Here is a 17,091-nt window from a genome sequence, read left to right as displayed (position 1 = left end):
GACGCGCTCCCCCCGCCCACCGCCGGCCGGGACGGCCGCCCTACGTCGAGGGCAGCTCCTTCAGCTGGATGTCGCGGAAGGACACCTGGTCGTCGGCCCCGTGGTTCTGCAGGCCGATGTAGCCGTCCTTGATGCTGCGGACCGGGTCGGTGTTGGTGAAGTCGTTGATCTTCGCTCCGTTCAGGAAGACCTGGAGACGTTCGCCCTGGACCCTGATCTCGTAGTTGTTCCACTGGCCGGGCGGCCGCAGGACACGGTCACGGGCCTTGAGGTCGGCCGACTTGAAGGTGTAGACGGCCCCGGTCGTGCGGTCCGCCGCGTCCGTGGCGTCGATCTGGACCTCGTAGCCCCTGTCCACCGCGGACCACGGGTCGTCGGACGCGGGGAAGCCGACGAAGACGCCGGAGTTGTCGTCGCCCGCCATCTTCCAGTCGAGCTTCAGCGAGTAGGACTTCAGCTCCTTGGCCTGGTAGGTGAGCAGGCCCATGCCGCCCTGGGAGCGCAGTTCACCGTCGACGACGTCGAACGTGCCCGGGCCGCTCTGCTTCCACCCCTCCAGCGTCCTGCCGTTGAAGAGGGAGCGGTATCCGGTGTCCGGCTTGCAGTCGGCCTTCACCTGGCCGGCCGCGTAGCGCAGTCCGCCGAGCAGGTGCTCGCGCATGGCCGGTTCGGCGTAGGACTCCTTGGTGTGGCCGAGGCCGGTGTAGAAGGAGCGGCCGCCCCGGTATGCCTGGCACCAGGCGATCGGGTGGTCGCCCTTCATGGTGCCGCCGGTGTAGGTGGTCTCGTCGAGGGTGGCGAGGACCTGGGCCTTGTCCCGGGGGTTGGTGCGGTAGTTGTACCACTCGTCGGTGTGGTCCCATGCCTCGCCGAGGTGTGCGGTCGCGGGGTGGTCGTGGTTCTCCACGCGCACGGTGGCCGGCTGGATCTGCGGGTGCGAGGAGAAGTAGGCACCGACGAGGCCGCCGTAGAACTCCCAGTCGTACTCGGTGTCGGCTGCGGCGTGGACGCCCATGTAGCCGCCTCCGGTGGCCACGAAGTTCTCGAAGGCCTTCTGCTGGTCGGCGTTCAGGACGTCACCGGTGGTGGAGAGGAAGACCACGGCGTCGTAGCGCGCCAGGTTGCTGGTGGTGAACTGCCCGGCCTCCTCGGTGGAGTCGACGGTGATGTCGGTGCCCTTGCCGAGCTCCTTCAGTGCGGCGACGCCGGCGGGGATGGAGTCGTGCCGGAAGCCGCCGGTCCTGGAGAAGACCAGGACGCGCCCGGTCGTCCTGCCGGCCGGGCGGTCGGACAGCTCGAAGTCGTCCACGTCGTAGAGCGCGCCGTCGCCGCCCTTGAAGACCAGGTAGAGCGGGGTGGCCTTCTTCGGTGCGCCGCGCAGGGGTACGTCGATGTCCTGGAAGCTGTCCCAGCTGCCGGTCACCGGGACGGGCGCGGAGCCGAGGATCTTGCCGGTGGGCGACCCGGTGCGCACCTCCAGGAAGCCTCCCGCACCGGCCGAGGAGGTACGGGCGGTGAGTGTGGTGGCGCCGTCGAGGAGGTAGGGGGTGAAGGAGATCCAGTCGTCGTTGTGGATGTCGCCGACCGTCCGGCCGCCGTGGGCGCTGGTCTTGCTCGGTGTGGTGACGCCGGAGGAGTTGTCGTAGTGCTCGGCCTGCCGGTGGCGCGGCTGGAGCTTCGCCTGGTCACGGCCCGTCAGCGCGGCCTGGCCGCCGCCACCGCCGTCGGTGTAGGTCGCGGAGATGCCGCCGTAGATGTTGGCGTTCGGGTCGTGCCCGCCTTCCATCGCGGTCTTGACGGTGCCTTCGCAGCCGTGCTCGGTGGTGATGTCGTGTCCGTGGCTGTCGTGTCCCAGGGTGAACTTGACCTCGACCTTGCCGCAGTCGACGGTGCCGTCCTCGGGGTCCGTGACGGTCACCTTGAAGGGCACTTCGTCACCGAACTCGAACATCTGGCCGTCGGACGGGAACTGCATGTCCACGACGGGCGCGGTGTTGCCGACCGTCACGTGCACGCTGGCCGATCCGGTGCGCCCCGTGGGGTCCTCGGCGGTCACGGTGGCGGTGTAGGTGCCGTTCTTCCGGTACGTGTGGGAGGGGTTCGCGGCCGTGGAGGTGCCTCCGTCGCCGAAGTCCCAGGAGTAGGTCAGGGTGTCGCCGTCGCCGTCGGTGGTGCCGGCCGAGGAGAAGGCGACCCGCAGCGGTGCCACGCCCGACGTCTTGTTCGACGAGGCCTCGGCGACGGGCGAGCGCCCGCCGGTGGCGTTCTCGATGCGGTACAGCGCCGAGTGCTCGTCGCCGCCGAACCAGGAGAGTCCGTAGTCGAGGACGTAGAGCGCGCCGTCGGGTCCGAAGGCCATGTCCATCACCTGGGTCCCGGTCCACGGGATGTCGTTGATGGAGGTGACGGTGCCGTCGGCGTCCTGCTCGATGCGCTTGATCCACTGGCGGCCGAACTCCCCGGCGAAGACGTCGCCGTCGTAGGACTCGGGGAACTTGACGGGTGAGTCGAGGCCGGCGTCGTAGTGGTAGACGGGTCCGCCCATCGGGGATTCGGATCCGGAGCCGAACTCGGGCACGGACGCGCCGTCGTACGGGATCCAGGCGGCCTGCGCGGGCGGCAGGTCGACCAGGCCGGTGTTGTGGGCCGACTCGTTCTTCGGGGCCGCGCAGTCGAAGGCCGGGCCGGACGTCCCCGTGGCGAAGTCGTAGTCCCGGTAGGCGTCGTTGTCACCGGTGCAGAAGGGCCAGCCGAAGTTGCCGGGCTTCGTCACCCGTGCGAACTCGACCTGCCCGGCGGGGCCGCGGTTCGGATCGGCGGCGCCCGCGTCGGGCCCGTAGTCACCGACGTAGAGGATGCCGGTCGCCTTGTCGACGCTGAAGCGGAAGGGGTTGCGGAAACCCATCGCGTAGATCTCGGGGCGTGTCCGGTCCGTGCCCGGGGTGAAGAGGTTGCCCTCGGGGACGGTGTACGAGCCGTCGTCGGCGACCTTGATGCGCAGGATCTTGCCGCGGAGGTCGTTGGTGTTGCCGGCCGTACGGCGGGCGTCGAACGCCGGGTTGCGGTCGGGCCGGTCGTCGAGCGGCGAGAAGCCGTCCGAGGCGAACGGGTTGGAGTCGTCGCCGGTGGAGAGGTAGAGGTTGCCCTCCGCGTCGAAGTCGATGTCACCGCCCACGTGGCAGCACATGCCCCGGGTGGTCGGGATGTCGAGGATCTTCTTCTCGCTGGCGTTGTCGAGGGTGCCGTCCTCGTCGAGCACGAAGCGCGAGAGCCGGTTCACCCCCTCGAACTTCGCGAAGTCGGCGGCGGTCCCGTTCTCCGGTGCGTCGCCCGGCGGGGTGTCCAGCGGGGGCGCGTAGTAGAGGTAGATCGCCCGGTTCTCCTCGAACCCGGGGTCGATGCCGACCCCTTGTAGACCCTCCTCGTCATGGGAGTAGACAGGCAGCGTGCCGGAGATCCTGGTGTTGCCGGCGCTGTCGGTGATCCGCAGCTCGCCACCGCGCGCGGTGTGCAGCACGCTGCGGTCGGGCAGCACGGCCAGCGAGATGGGTTCGCCCGTCTCGGCGGCGCCCTTGGCGAGCGTGACCTGCTGGAAGTCCTCCGCGGCGGCGTCCTGGGCGGCCGGGGAGCGCGGGGCGTCGGCGGCCGTGGCGGGTGAGGAGCCCAGGGTGAGGGTGGCGGCTGCGAGCAGTCCGCCGGTGAGGAGGGCCAGTGATTTCCGGGCGCTGAGCCGTCTGCTGCTTCTGTGCACGTGCGTCCTCCGGGGGGTGCCGGTTGTTCGGGCGGGTGCGTGTCTGCCGATCCGCGCGGGGACTGCCGCGCTCGTCCCGGGGGCGGATGAGCCCCTGGTGACGCGAGTCATGTCGTGTACACGTAAAGGACGGTAGCGCCGTTCGTCCGGGACGGAAAGCCCTTGTGCGGGTTGTACGTGAAGCTTTCTCCCGCGTGTGGACAAAGCTGTGCCGGGGCATGCCGGACCGGCCGGCGGGACCTGGTGCCGTCGAGCCGCATCAGGCCCCGTCGGGGCGGGCACCGGGCTCCGGGCGGAGCCTGTGGGCGCGCGGGCTACTCGCCGCCCCCGAACGCCGCGTCGAACGAGGCGCTCGGCGGGTCGAAGTCGAACCGCTTCAGGTGGGCCAGTGCCTCGGGGGCCCCCGTCAGCCGGTCCATGCCGGCGTCCTCCCACTCCACCGAGACGGGTCCCGCGTAGCCGATCGACCGCAGCATCCGGAAGACGTCCTCCCACGGCACGTCGCCGTGCCCGGCCGAGACGAAGTCCCAGCCGCGCCGCGGATCACCCCACGGCAGGTGGGAGCCGAGACGCCCGTTGCGGCCGTCGAGGCGCTTGCGGGCCTCCTTGCAGTCCACGTGGTAGATCCGGTCCCGGAAGTCGTAGAGGAACCCGACCGGGTCCAGGTCCTGCCAGACGAAGTGGCTCGGGTCGAAGTTCAGCCCGAACGCGGGGCGGTGGCCCACGGCCTCCAGGGCGCGGCGCGTGGTCCAGTAGTCGTACGCGATCTCACTCGGGTGCACCTCGTGGGCGAAGCGCACCCCTTCCGCGTCGAAGACGTCCAGGATCGGGTTCCACCGCTCCGCGAAGTCCTCGTACCCGCGCTCGATCATGTGCGGGGGGACCGGCGGGAACATGGCCACGAGGTGCCAGATCGAGGAGCCGGTGAACCCGATGACCGTGTCGACGCCGAACGCGGCCGCCGCGCGGGCCGTGTCCGCGATCTCCCCGGCGGCCCGCCGGCGCACCCCCTCGGCGTCCCCGTCCCCCCAGATCCGGGCGGGCAGGATGCCTCGATGGCGTTCGTCGATCGGGTCGTCGCAGACCGCCTGGCCCACCAGGTGGTGGGAGATCGCCCAGCACTTCAGGCCGTACCTGTCGAGCAGCCGGCGCCGCCCGTCCAGGTAGGCCGGATCCGCCAGCGCCTTGTCGACCTCGAAGTGGTCACCCCAGCAAGCGAGTTCCAGTCCGTCGTAGCCGAACTCCCGGGCCAGCCGGCAGACCTCCTCCAACGGCAGGTCGGCCCACTGGCCGGTGAAGAGTGTGAAGGGACGGGGCATGCGGCACGACCTCCTAGAGAGGGACGGGGGTGAGTACGGAGTTCTTGGCGGCGCTCTCCTCGACCGCGGCCAGCACCCGCTGGACCTGGAGCCCGTCGGCGAACGACGGCACGGCGGGGGTCCCTTCGGTGATCGTGCGCACCACGTCACGGGCCTGGTGCACGAAGGTGTGCTCGTAGCCCAGGCCGTGGCCCGGCGGCCACCAGGCCTCCAGGTACGGGTGTCCGGGTTCGGTGACCAGGATCCGGCGGAAGCCGGCGGAGGTCGCGGGCTCCGTGTGGTCGTGGAAGGAGAGTTCGTTGAGCCGTTCCAGGTCGAAGGCGATCGAGCCCAGCTCCCCGTTGATCTCCAGCCGCAGGGCGTTCTTGCGCCCGGCCGCCATCCGGGTCACCTCGAAGGAGGCCAGCGCACCGGACGCCAGCCGCCCGGTGAAGAGCGCCGCGTCGTCGACGGTGACCGCCCCCCGTACGGCACCGTCGGCGGTGCCCGTGAGCCCGGCGGCCGAACCGGCGAGCACGGGCCGTTCGCGTACGAAGGTCTCACTCACCGCGGAGACACCGACCAGCAGCTCGCCGGAGAGGTACTGGGCGAGGTCGACGATGTGCGCCCCGAGGTCCCCCAGCGCGCCCGAACCGGCGTGCTCGCGCTCCAGCCGCCAGGTCAGCGGCGACTCCGGGTCCACCAGCCAGTCCTGGAGGTAGGTCGCCCGCACGTGCCGCAGGCGGCCCAGCCGGCCCGCCTCGATCATGGAGCGGGCGTACGTGAGGGCGGGCACCTTGCGGTAGTTGAAGCCGACGACGGCCACCTGCCCCCGTGCCGCGGCCCGCGCGGCGGCCTCGGCCATGGCCTCCGCCTCGGCGACCGTGTTGGCGAGCGGCTTCTCGCACAGCACGTGCTTGCCCGCCTCCAGTGCGGCGATGGCGATCTCCGCGTGGCTGTCGCCCGGGGTGCAGATGTCGACGAGGTGCACGTCGTCCCGGGCGATCAGGGCACGCCAGTCGGTCTCCGCCGCCGCCCAGCCGTGGCGGGCCGCGGCGGCCTCCACGGCCGTGCGGTCGCGTCCGCAGATCGCGGCGAGAGCGGGTCTCACCGGCAGGTCGAAGACGTGTCCCGCGGTCCGCCACCCCTGCGAGTGGGCGGCTCCCATGAACGCGTATCCGACCATGCCGACCCCGAGTGCCGTCGGTGGCCGCTGCGCCGGCGGCGGCGCCCCGGTCTCCTGCTCCGTCTCTTCCCTACGGGCCATGCGGGCTTCCTCCTCGTCGGTGGTTCGGTGGCGGCGGCGGTACGGGATCAGCTGAAGCCCGTCGGCAGGTACTGGTCGACGTTGTCCTTGGTGACCACGGCGGAGTACAGGGTCAGCGACGTCGGGATCTCCATCTCGGAGAGTCCGGCGACGCCCTTGCCCTGCCCGAGTGCGCGGGCCAGGTCGATCGCTGACGCGGCCATCGTCGGCGGGTACAGGACGGTGGCCTTCAGGACGCTGTTGTCCGCCTTGATGGCGTCCATCGCGGACTTCGCCCCGGCGCCGCCGACCATGACGAACTCGTCACGGCCCGCCTGCTGGATGGCGCGCAGGGCGCCCACACCCTGGTCGTCGTCGTGGTTCCACAGGGCGTCGAACTGCTTCTGCGCCTGGAGGAGCTGCGCCATCTTCGCCTGGCCGGACTCCACGGTGAAGTCGGCTGCCTGACGGGCCACCAGCCGCACGTTGGAGTAGTTCTTCAGCGCGTCCGCGAAGCCCTGGCTGCGCTGTTTGGTGAGCTCCAGGTTGTCGATGCCCGCGAGTTCGACGACCTTGGCGCCGGCCTTGCCCTTGAGCCGCTCGCCTATGTAGTGCCCGGCGTTGAGCCCCATGCCGTAGTTGTCACCGCCGACCCAGCAGCGGTATGCCTGCGGCGAGGCGAAGATGCGGTCCAGGTTGACGACGGGGATGCCCGCCTTCATGGCCTCCAGACCGACCTGGGTGAGTGCCTTGCCGTCGGCGGGGAGGACGACGAGGACGTCGACCTTCTTGTTGATGAGGGTCTTGACCTGGCCGATCTGGGTCGCGGTGTCGTTGGACCCCTCGGTGATCTCCAGGGTCACCTCGGAGTACTTCTCCGCCCGGGACCTGGCGTTCACGTTGATCGCGTTGAGCCAGCCGTGGTCGGCCTGCGGACCGGCGAAGCCGATCGTGACGGGTGTGCCCGGCTTGTCGTCGGCGGCGGGACCGTTGCTCTGCGCCGTCGCCTTCTCCTTGGGCTCGTTGCTGGTACAGGCGGTGAGGAAGGCTCCCGCGGAGACGGCCGCGGTGCCGAAGAGCAGTCCTCTGCGGCTGGTTTCTGGCATGGCTGTCGAACCCTTCATCCGGTGCGTGGCATACGGAACAGCGGGCGGGGGGTGGGTGGAGCGGTTTCGCCGGTGTCTCAGGTCTCGCCGTGGCGTGAGGTGCGGCGCTGGACCAGGACGGCGGCGACGATGATCGCGCCCTTGGCGATCTCCTGGACGTCGCTCTGGAGGTTGTTGAGCGCGAAGATGTTGGTGATGGTGGTGAAGACGAGGACACCGAGCACGGATCCCACGATCGTCCCGCGGCCTCCGCTCAGCAGGGTGCCGCCGATGATCGCGGCGGCGATCGCGTCGAGTTCGTACAGGTTGCCGTTGGTGTTCTGGCCCGACCCGGACAGGATGATCAGCATGAAGGCGGCGATGCCGCAGCACAGGCCGGAGAGCAGGTAGAGGTAGAGCCGCTGGCGGCGCACGTCGATCCCGGCGAGCCGGGCCGCCTCCGCGTTCCCGCCGACCGCCACCGTGCGGCGCCCGAACGTCGTCCGGTTCAGGATCAGCCAGCCGGCCACCGTCACCGCGGCGAAGACGAGGACGAGCGGCGGGATGCCGAGGACGTAGGCGTCGGGCAGGCCGAGGTCGAGGACGGACGGGACGGTCACGATCTGCGTCCTGCCGTCGGTGATCTGCAACGCCAGCCCACGCGCCGAGGCGAGCATCGCCAGGGTCGCGATGAAGGGCACCATCCCGCCGTACGCGATGAGCAGCCCGTTGACCAGGCCCGCGGCGAGCCCGACGACCACGGCGGTGAAGAGGATGCCCGCGAAGCCGTACTCCTGGGTGGCGAGGGTGGTCGCCCAGACGGAGGCCAGGGCCACCATCGCGCCGACGGACAGGTCGATGCCGCCGCTGGTGATGACGAAGGTCATGCCGACGGTGACGACCCCGATGACGGAGGACTGCGTCAGGATCAGCTGGAGGTTCCCGGTGTCCAGGAACGCGTCCGGTTCGGTGAGGCCGCCGACGGCTATCAGTACGGCGAGCACACCGAGCAGTGACAGGTTGCGGACGTCGGCGCGCATACCGAGGGTGCGCAGGCCGCCGCCCTGCTCGGCGGGCGGGGCGGCGGGGCCGGCCAGGGGTGCCTTCTCCGGCCCGTGGTGCTGCGCCGGCGGTGCGGGCTGTGTCATGACGTCGGGCTCCCTTCCATGACGAGGTCGAGTACACGGTGCTCGTCGAGCTCCCGGGCGTCGGCCGTGTGCACGACCCGGCCCTCGCGGAGCACCAGCACCCGGTCGGCGAGGCCCAGCACTTCGGGCACCTCGCTGGAGACGAGCAGGACGGCGAGGCCTTCGTCGGCCAGCCGGCGGATCACGGCGTAGAGCTCGGCGCGGGCGCCGACGTCGACACCGCGGGTGGGTTCGTCCAGCAGCAGCACCTTGCAACCGCGCAGCAGCCAGCGGGCCAGGACCGCCTTCTGCTGGTTGCCGCCCGACAGGGTGCGGACGGCGGCGTCCGGGTTGTCGGGACGCAGGGAGAGCTCGCGGGTGGCGGCCCTGGCTGCCGCGCGCTCGGCGCCCCGGTCGACCCAGCCGGCGCGGGCGAAGCGGGAGAGGGAGGAGACGGAGACGTTGCGGGTGACCGATTCGGTCAGCAGGAGTGCCTGCGCCTTGCGTTCCTCCGGGGCGAGTCCGATCCCCGCGGCGACGGCGGCCCGGACGCTGCCGGGGCGCAGCGGTGTGCCGGCGACGGTGACACGGCCCGTGGTGGGCTTCCGTGCGCCGTAGACGGTCTCCAGGATCTCCGACCGCCCCGAGCCGACGAGCCCGGCCAGGCCGACGATCTCCCCCGGCCGCAACTCCAGGTCCAGCGGCTCGAACTCGCCCTTCCTGGAGAGTCCCTCGATGGTGAGTACGGGTGCCGCCGCGCTCGGTCCGCCGCCGGCCGCGGGACGCGGGGGGAACACGTACTCGACGTTGCGGCCGGTCATCATGGCAACGATGTCCCGGGTCGGCGTGGACTCGGCGGGGAGGCCGACGGCGACGGCCCGGCCGTCCTTGAGGACGGTCACCCGGTCACCTATGCGGCGGATCTCCTCCAGCCGGTGCGAGATGTAGACGACGGCCACGCCGTCGGCGGTGAGGCCGTCGACGATGCGGAAGAGGTTGTCCACCTCGTCCGGATCCAGTGCGGCGGACGGTTCGTCCATCACGATGAGCCGCACGTCGTGCGAGAGCGCCCGCGCCATGGAGACGATCTGCTGGTGGGCCGCGGACAGGTCACCGACCGCACGCGCCGGGTCGATCTCCGGATGGCCGAGGCGTCGCAGGAGCGCGGTGGCCGCCGTCTTCGCCTCGCGGGTGCGCACCACGAACCCGGCGGTGGTGGGCTCGTGCCCCAGGAAGACGTTCTCCGCGACGGACAGGCCCTGGATCAGGTCGAGTTCCTGGTAGATGGTCGCGATGCCCAGGCGCATCGCGGTGATCGGCGAGGACAGCTGGACGGGCGTGCCGCGCCAGGTGATGGCGCCGCCGTCGGGCTGGTGGGCACCGGCCAGCACCTTGATGAGGGTGGACTTTCCGGCGCCGTTCTGGCCGAGGAGGCAGTGCACCTCGCCGGCCTGGACCTCCAGGTCCACGCCGTCCAGGGCGCGCACGCCGGGAAACGATTTGGTGATGCCGGACATGGTGAGCAGGGGTGGTTCCGGTGCCATGACGAATCCCCTCGGCGAAACGGGGGTCTCCCCTGCCCGGGCGGTGCCGGGAGTGCGGGGAAGGCCGGTGAGCGGGCAGGGCGCAGTGCCGGCGGTGCCGTACTGCGGACGGGACTGCTGGGCGGTGCTCGTGCGGGCTGTTCACGAAAACTGCTACATGGCGGTGCTCGGTACAGACTGCTTACGGAGACGACTGCGGGGCGCTTGCCGAACGGCGCGCCGGCCCGGAGCTCAGGCCGGCGAGAACAGGTGGTCGCTGATGAGCCTGGCGGCGCCGGTCACCCCGGCGGCCGGCCCCAGCTCGCCGAGGACGATGGGAAGGTTGCCCGTGGCCAGTGGCAGGGACTGCCGGTAGACCTGGGTACGGATGCTGGCCAGCAGGTTGTGGCCGAGCCCGGTCACCCCGCCGCCGATCACGACGAGGCCCGGGTTGAAGAAACTGACGAGGCCGGCGATGACCTGGCCGACCCGGTTGCCGCCCTCACGGATCAGGTCCAGGGCGGTGGCGTCGCCCGCGGCCGCGGCCGCGGCCACGTCGACGGCCGACAGCTTTCCGGCCGTCTCCAGCCGGGTCGCGAGTTCCACGGAGAGGCCCGCCCGGGCCGCGTCCTCGGCGTCGCGGGCGAGGGCGGCACCGCTGAAGTGGGCTTCCAGGCAGCCCCGGTTGCCGCAGGCGCAGGCCCGCCCGTCGGGTTCCACCTGGATGTGCCCGATGTCGCCCGCGCTGCCCGTCGTACCACGGTAGACCTCGCCGCCGACGACGATGCCGCAGCCGATACCGGTCCCGATCTTGACGCACAGGAAGTCGCCCACGGAACGGGCGACGCCCGCGTGCTGCTCCCCCATCGCCATCAGGTTCACGTCGTTGTCGACCATGACGGGGCAACCGAGTTCCTGGCTGAGCGCCTCCCGGACCGGGAATCCGTCCCAGCCGGGCATGATCGGGGGTGCGACCGGGACGCCTTCGGGGAAGCGGACCGGGCCCGGTACGCCGATGCCGGCGCCGTCGAATCCCTCGGCCAGCCCCGACGCCCGGAGCTTGGCCGCCATGGCCAGCACCTGTTCGAAGACGGCGACGGGGCCTTCGCGGACGTCCATGGGGTGGTTGAGGTGCCCGAGGACCTCCAACTCGGCGTTGGTGACGGCCACGTCGACGGAGGTCGCGCCGATGTCGACCCCGAGGAAGCGCAGTTGCGGGGCGAGCCGGATGTTGTGGGATCGCCGTCCGCCGCGGGAGGCCGCGAGGCCGTCGGCGACGACGAGTCCCGTCTCCAGCAGCCGGTCCACCTCGACGGCCAGCTTCGAGCGCGAGAGGTCGACCTGGTCCCCCAGCTGTGCACGGGAGTTGGGCCCGTCGTCGCGCAGCAGTCTCAGCAGTCGCGCCTGGTGCGTGTTCGCGGGTCGTGCCGTCATGCGTCTCACGCGTCCCTCCCCGCCACATCGGCCAGTCCGTCGGGCTTTCGAGGGGAACGTAGCAGCGGTTCACCCGAGGGGGAAGAAGTTGCGCAGGAATCAGCTCCAACTTTCTCCACACTCAGGACAAAGGTGCGTCCTCGGAGTCCGTGCCGCGGGCGGCACCGACGGGACCGGGGCCGGTCCCGCCCTCCTCACCCACCGCCCCGTGACGCCGGCGCGGTGCGCCTCAGGGACAGCGGATCACCTGGCCGGCGTACGACAGGTTGCCGCCGAAGCCGAAGAGCAGGGCCGGAGCGCCGCGCTCGACCTCGCCCCGCTCGACCAGCTTGGACAGGGCCATCGGGATCGACGCCGCCGAGGTGTTGCCGGAATCCACGACGTCCCGGGCGATGACCGCGTTGACCGCCCCGATCTTCCTGGCGACGGGTTCGATGATCCGCAGGTTGGCCTGGTGCAGCACGACGGCGCCCAGCTCCTCGGGCGTGACACCGGCCCGCTCGCAGACGGCGCGGGCGATGGGCGGCAGCCGTGTGGTGGCCCAGCGGTAGACGGACTGCCCCTCCTGCGCGAAGCGCGGGGGCGTGCCCTCGATCCGCACGGCGTTCCCCATCTCGGGCACCGAGCCCCACAGGACGGGGCCGATGCCGGGCCGGTCACCCGCGTCCGGGTCGGCGACGACGACGGCGGCTCCCGCGCCGTCCCCCATCAGGACGCAGGTGGAGCGGTCCGTCCAGTCGACGATGTCGCCCATCTTGTCGGCGCCGATGACGAGGACCCGGCTCGCCGCACCCGCCCGGATCGCGTGGTCGGCGGTGGCGAGGGCGTGGGTGAACCCGGAGCAGACGACGTTGATGTCCATCACGGCCGGTGAGCCCATGCCCAAGCGTGCCGCGACCCGGGCCGACATGCTCGGCGAGCGGTCGATCGCCGTGGACGTGGCGACGAGGACCATGTCGATCTCGGCGGGCCGCAGTCCGGCCGTCGCGAGCGCCTTGGCGGCCGCGTGCGCCGCCAGCTCGTCCACCGGCTCGTCCGGACCGCCCACGTGCCGGGTCCTGATCCCGACCCGGCTGGTGATCCACTCGTCGCTGGTGTCGACCATGGCCGCCAGGTCGTCGTTGGTGAGGACCTTGGCGGGCTGGTGGTGGCCGAGCGCCACGACACGTGAGCCGGTCATGTACGGGTTCCCCTCGCTACGTTTGGCAGGAGCTCACCAGTCTTGGTTGCTACCGACCGGTACAGAGGCATGTAACCCGACAGGAATCCGGCTCCAGGCTTGGAGCGTCCCGAGCAGCCGCCCGGGAACTTCTGGGACGACTCCGCAAACGGAGCGAAGGGGCACACGCAGTCACACACGGCGGGATCACCGCAGGAGCGGGATCAGCGGAGCCACCTCGCCGCCCGACGGCCCCGCGGCCCATGGCAACCTCTGTGACAAAGGCCGTTTCGGCTTCCACCACGTACAGAATCGGGAATGACGGCTATGGGACGGGTCACCGAGCGTCGCCGCACCATCCGCATCCGGGACGGGGTGGTCACGACCCGCCCCGACACCCTCGTCGCCGAGGAGCCCTTGGAGATCCGGCTGAACGGCAGGCCGCTCGCCATCACGATGCGCACCCCCGGCGACGACTTCGCGCTCGCGGCGGGCTTCCTGGTGAGCGAGGGTGTGATCGGTGCGGGCTCCGAGGTGCGGTCGATCGTGTACTGCGCCGGGGCGACGGCGGAGGGGGTCAACACGTACAACGTCGTGGACGTGCAGTTGGCCCCGGGTGTGGTCGTCCCCGACATCACGCTCGAGCGCAACGTCTACACCACGTCCTCCTGCGGCCTGTGCGGCAAGGCCAGCCTGGACGCCGTCCGCACCACCACCCGCCACCCCGTCGCCGACTCCCCGCCGGTCCGGGTGACACCCGCACTGCTGGCCACCCTTCCCGACCGATTGCGCGAGGCGCAGCGGGTGTTCGACCGGACCGGGGGCCTGCACGCCGCGGCGCTGTTCTCGCAGGAGGGTGACCTGCTCGATGTCCGGGAGGACGTCGGCCGTCACAACGCGGTGGACAAGCTGGTGGGGCGGGCGCTGACGGACGGACGGCTGCCGCTCTCCCGGGCCATCCTGCTGGTCTCGGGGCGCGCCTCCTTCGAGCTGGCGCAGAAGGCGGTGATGGCCGGGATCCCGGTGCTCGCGTCGGTGTCGGCGCCGTCGGCCCTGGCCGTCGACCTCGCGGCCGAGAGCGGGCTGACCCTCGTCGGCTTCCTGCGGGGACCGTCCATGAACGTCTACGCCGGCGATCACCGCATCGCCCTGGAGGCACCGGGACAGGACTGAGGGGCCGGGATGACGATCCGCCGGTTCTGACGGGCGCCTGGTCCCGAGAGCCGGCTTCTGCCGCACCGCCTGCCGGATCAGCCGGAAGGTCGGCTGATCACGGGTACCCGACCGGGCTGCGGCCCCGGTGTGCGCTCACGGCCTCTGGATGCCCCGCATGGAATCGAACAGATCCAGAGAGGTCGAGCGAGGGCCGAGGATGCTGCGAAAGATCAGCAGACCCAGCCCGCTACCGACGACGGCGACCGGAGCGGCTGGAAGCCCCGTGTAGGAGATTCCTACGATGGTCGCCCCGGTGAGGATCACAGCCGACGCAAGTCGCAGATTCTCATGGCTGGTAACCGGCGTGAGCCCCGCAAGCCGCGCCGGATCCAACAGGGCTCCCACGAGTCCGTGGGAGTATCGCTCGCAGATGTGGATCGCCAGCTCGGCCACATTTTCGGCAGCCCTGGTGGGCTGACTGTCGAGCTGCTCGACCTGCCTGAGCAAGGCCGCTGCCACCAACTTGGCGTGCTGGTCGATTGCCGTCTTCCGGGGAGAGTTGCGTCTACGGGTGACGTGTACTGAAAGTCCGGCCAGCTCGATTTGCAGGAGACCGGCCGTGCGGTCGATACGCGTCAGCAGCTGTTTCCTCTGCTCGAACGAGGCGGAACCGAGTTCGGCGCAGGACAGAACAAGCGAAGCGCAGTATGCGGGAATGAAGCTGGCTCTTCTCCTTCGAAAGGCGAGACGTCGGATATCCTCCATCCTGCCGCGCAGGAGGAACACACACCCCATGAGCGCCAGCAGGGCGGCTAGAGCCATTCCCTCGAGCGATGGATCAGGAAGGTGCCTGTCAGGGGAGAAGCCCAGCTCGGGAGCTGGGCGGTTATAGCGGTCGAGAGTTGTCCGCAGCGCGGAGAGAACCTGTCCGTAAAAAGGGTCGCGCTGCTCCTCGATATCGACCAGCAGGAGCAGGACGGCCGCACCGAACAGCACATGAGGCCACCTCGAATTACTGTACTGAAGGTGGAGATAGGTGCTGGTGGTTATCTGCCCTCTGGCGCGAAGCGAGAGGGGGGCCGAAACCCCTGGGTGACGCTCAACGGCATATGCGGTTTCTGCCGTGATCCTTCGAGCGCGACGGATTCTGTTCCTGGAGTTTCCCGACAAGGCAAACTCCGCACGCCGGAGTAACGGGTCGGCACGGCGCCTGGATGCCGCCGCGGCACGCCGAGCGAGAAGGAGCCTGACCCTGTTTCCTTCGGTCAGGACTGGCCGCACGCGGGCAGTGATCCGGTGTGACCAAGGCATCGAAACGCACCCTCCCTCATCCCGTACGTCCAGACGATGGTCCCAGGTGGACGATCCCGTGAAGGGCGGCTTGCCGGCAAGCGGTTGCGGGCTTTCGTGGCGTGGCGACCGGTGCCGGGCCCGCGTCGCGTTCGGTGGTAGTCGCTCACTGCCGACCGGCACCGGTCCGCCGGGCCCCGCAACGGACCATCGTCCTACGCGTCGAGCGACTCAGTCGCCCATCGCCCCGTCCCTCACCGCGGACACGAACGACGCCCAGCCGCCCGCCGAGAAGACGAGCGCGGGGCCGTGCGGGTCCTTACCGTCGCGCACGGGGACGAAGGTGGCGAAGTCGTCGGAGACCTCGACGCAGGCGCCGCCGTCCTGATTGCTGTAGCTGCTCTTACGCCAGAACGCGGTACTCAGGTCGATGGCTCGCACGTCACTTCCTCCAACATCCGCATGATGAACTTCCGCGACTCGCCCGGGGACAACGCCAGGTCGCGTACCGCATCGTATGTTCTCTGCAAACGCACGACAGGACCGGATTCCTCGATGAGTTCGCCCCGGTATCCGTTCTCCGTGTACGCCACCGTCTGGCCCTGCGGCAGCAGGAGATACCAGACGTCCGCCCCCATCAGACCGTGCAGTCCGGCGTTCTGCGGTAGTACATGCACCGTCACGTTCGAGCGGTCGGCGACCTCCAGCAGGTGCTCCAGCTGCCGCTGCCACTCCGCTGCCACACGCATGGGAGTCCGGAGCACCGACTCCGACAGGATTGTGCGGAAGTCGGGAGCGGTGTCCCCGGCCAGCAACTCCCGCCGCCCCATCCGGGCGTCGACCTGCTGGGTCAACTCCGGTTCCTTGATACCGCCCGCAACCAGTAGTTCCCGCGCATACCCCGGCGTCTGCAACAGTCCGGGCAGCACGCTCACCGCGAAGTGCCAGAGGCTCGTCGCCTCGGCCTCCAGCGCCATGTACCGCCTGTACCGCTCCTTGAACTGCGTCTGGTCGCTGACCGCCAGCTCCCACAGCGCCAGCAGCAGGCCCGGCGTTCCGTAGTGCTGGTCCAGCGCCTGCACCACCTCCGGGCCGCCGACCGTCTCGCCCTTCTCCATCTTCCCGAACAACGACCAGTCCCAGCCCAGCCGTTCGCCGAGCTGCCGCAGGCTGTCGCCACGCGCGGTGCGTAGCAGCCGCAGTTCCTCCGCGAACCGCGCGCGTGGTTCCCTGCTGCGGCCTGTGACCGCCCGTCTCGTCGGCATCGTGCCCTCCGTGGAACGTGTGGAACGTGCGTCACCTGCCGGGGAAGCACACCCCGCCGTCGGTGTGTCGCGCCCCCTGCCGGGCCACTCTCGTAGCGCACCCCTCACACACGGTAGCCACAGACGTGTGGCCCGGCGCGGGAATCCGCCGATGAGCAACCGAAGGAAGTCACCCATGACGTCGTCGCAGAAGCCGCCGCTCCCCCGCAGGACGCCACGGGCCGGGGCCGCCGTCCCCCGGCCCGGGAACGCGGCCACGGCCAAGGTGCGGGAGGCCGTCGACGCGCGTGACGCCCTCGCCGCCGCGCTGCGCGGAGCCGGTATCCAGTTGCCCGCCATGGACATCCGCACCCCGTGGCCGGACACCGAGGGTGGTGAGGGCGGACGGGTGGCCCGTTACGCCCTCGTCCATCTCGGTGTCTGCTCCGCCCCCGTGGCGCATGCGCTCGCCGCCGTGATCAGGAACGGGGTGGCGGGTGCCCGATGACGGCCTGCCCCCTGACGGCCTGCCCGGTGTCGGGATCGCCGTGTACGACGAGGGGAGCGGCCGGGTGGGGCTGGTGACGGGCCACGAAGGTCCCTGCTACCGGCTCCGCCCGCTCGGCGGCGGCCCGGAATGGGACGCGGACGCCTCCCGCGTGCGTCCGGCCGGAGCCGCCGAACTGCTGAGCGCCCGCGTCGCCGAGGTCAACGCCCGCAGCCGCGCCGGTCTGCTCCAGGAACTCGTCCACCGCCTGGCGCGATCCCTGCCAGTAGCC

Annotated in this window: 14 protein-coding genes and 1 pseudogene; 4 read left to right on the top strand and 11 right to left on the bottom strand. The window is 70.6% G+C overall.

The window, feature by feature from the left end:
* Positions 1 to 40 precede the first annotated feature (40 nt).
* From ABZ371_RS14975 to ABZ371_RS14940, 8 genes are all read right to left on the bottom strand, one after another.
* Entirely contained in the window at positions 41 to 3,751 is a 3,711-nt protein-coding gene (locus ABZ371_RS14975) for a ThuA domain-containing protein (protein WP_358678672.1), read from the bottom strand.
* A 314-nt stretch (positions 3,752 to 4,065) separates the two neighbouring features.
* The gene (locus tag ABZ371_RS14970; protein ID WP_358678669.1) at positions 4,066 to 5,070 is read right to left on the bottom strand and encodes a sugar phosphate isomerase/epimerase family protein; all 1,005 of its coding nucleotides are present in this window, start codon (positions 5,068 to 5,070) and stop codon (positions 4,066 to 4,068) included.
* A gap of 13 nt (positions 5,071 to 5,083) precedes the next feature.
* Positions 5,084 to 6,316 (bottom strand): Gfo/Idh/MocA family oxidoreductase, encoded by a 1,233-nt coding sequence (locus ABZ371_RS14965; protein ID WP_358678666.1) that lies wholly within the window; start codon positions 6,314 to 6,316, stop codon positions 5,084 to 5,086.
* A 47-nt stretch (positions 6,317 to 6,363) separates the two neighbouring features.
* Positions 6,364 to 7,401 carry a substrate-binding domain-containing protein gene (locus ABZ371_RS14960; RefSeq protein ID WP_358678663.1) on the bottom strand — a complete coding sequence of 346 codons (1,038 nt, stop codon included), beginning with the start codon at positions 7,399 to 7,401 and terminating at the stop codon, positions 6,364 to 6,366.
* A gap of 77 nt (positions 7,402 to 7,478) precedes the next feature.
* Positions 7,479 to 8,528 carry an ABC transporter permease gene (locus ABZ371_RS14955; RefSeq protein ID WP_358678660.1) on the bottom strand — a complete coding sequence of 350 codons (1,050 nt, stop codon included), beginning with the start codon at positions 8,526 to 8,528 and terminating at the stop codon, positions 7,479 to 7,481.
* On the bottom strand, positions 8,525 to 10,051 hold the full coding sequence (locus ABZ371_RS14950) for a sugar ABC transporter ATP-binding protein (RefSeq protein WP_358678657.1): 1,527 nt from the start codon (positions 10,049 to 10,051) through the stop codon (positions 8,525 to 8,527). The genes ABZ371_RS14955 and ABZ371_RS14950 overlap by 4 nt, the downstream gene beginning before the upstream one ends.
* A gap of 231 nt (positions 10,052 to 10,282) precedes the next feature.
* On the bottom strand, positions 10,283 to 11,464 hold the full coding sequence (locus ABZ371_RS14945) for an ROK family transcriptional regulator (protein WP_358678654.1): 1,182 nt from the start codon (positions 11,462 to 11,464) through the stop codon (positions 10,283 to 10,285).
* A 229-nt stretch (positions 11,465 to 11,693) separates the two neighbouring features.
* Positions 11,694 to 12,644 carry a beta-ketoacyl-ACP synthase III gene (locus ABZ371_RS14940; RefSeq protein ID WP_358678651.1) on the bottom strand — a complete coding sequence of 317 codons (951 nt, stop codon included), beginning with the start codon at positions 12,642 to 12,644 and terminating at the stop codon, positions 11,694 to 11,696.
* A gap of 214 nt (positions 12,645 to 12,858) precedes the next feature.
* On the opposite strand from ABZ371_RS14940, the pseudogene ABZ371_RS14935 reads away from it, so the two are divergent.
* Both ABZ371_RS14935 and fdhD read left to right on the top strand, forming a co-directional pair.
* Positions 12,859 to 12,945, top strand: a pseudogene (locus tag ABZ371_RS14935) (Fe-S-binding domain-containing protein); the annotation flags it as partial.
* Positions 12,946 to 12,950: 5 nt separating this feature from the next.
* A complete protein-coding gene (gene fdhD, locus ABZ371_RS14930; protein WP_358678678.1) occupies positions 12,951 to 13,796 on the top strand; it encodes a formate dehydrogenase accessory sulfurtransferase FdhD in 846 nt (281 codons plus the stop codon).
* A 135-nt stretch (positions 13,797 to 13,931) separates the two neighbouring features.
* Here the strand turns inward: fdhD and ABZ371_RS14925 are convergent, their stop codons facing one another.
* The 3 genes from ABZ371_RS14925 to ABZ371_RS14915 form a co-directional block, all read right to left on the bottom strand.
* Positions 13,932 to 14,774: a hypothetical protein gene (locus ABZ371_RS14925; RefSeq protein WP_358678648.1), complete on the bottom strand. Its 843-nt coding sequence runs from the start codon at positions 14,772 to 14,774 to the stop codon at positions 13,932 to 13,934.
* Positions 14,775 to 15,299: 525 nt separating this feature from the next.
* Positions 15,300 to 15,509, bottom strand: coding sequence for a DUF397 domain-containing protein (locus ABZ371_RS14920; protein WP_358678645.1), 210 nt, complete (start codon positions 15,507 to 15,509; stop codon positions 15,300 to 15,302).
* Positions 15,491 to 16,333, bottom strand: a complete 843-nt coding sequence (locus ABZ371_RS14915) for a helix-turn-helix transcriptional regulator (protein ID WP_358678642.1) — start codon at positions 16,331 to 16,333, stop codon at positions 15,491 to 15,493. The genes ABZ371_RS14920 and ABZ371_RS14915 overlap by 19 nt, the downstream gene beginning before the upstream one ends.
* 175 nt (positions 16,334 to 16,508) lie before the next feature.
* On the opposite strand from ABZ371_RS14915, the gene ABZ371_RS14910 reads away from it, so the two are divergent.
* Positions 16,509 to 16,820, top strand: coding sequence for a hypothetical protein (locus ABZ371_RS14910; protein WP_358678639.1), 312 nt, complete (start codon positions 16,509 to 16,511; stop codon positions 16,818 to 16,820).
* 4 nt (positions 16,821 to 16,824) lie between these two features.
* Positions 16,825 to 17,091, top strand: a 267-nt coding sequence (locus ABZ371_RS14905; protein ID WP_358678675.1) for a hypothetical protein, incomplete at its 3' end; no start/stop codon positions are given.

The sequence above is a fragment of the Streptomyces sp. NPDC005899 genome (assembly GCF_040629645.1).
Classification (GTDB): domain Bacteria; phylum Actinomycetota; class Actinomycetes; order Streptomycetales; family Streptomycetaceae; genus Streptomyces.
The sequence above is the reverse complement of the archived record's forward strand: the minus strand, read 5'-3'. Positions and strand labels throughout refer to the sequence as shown.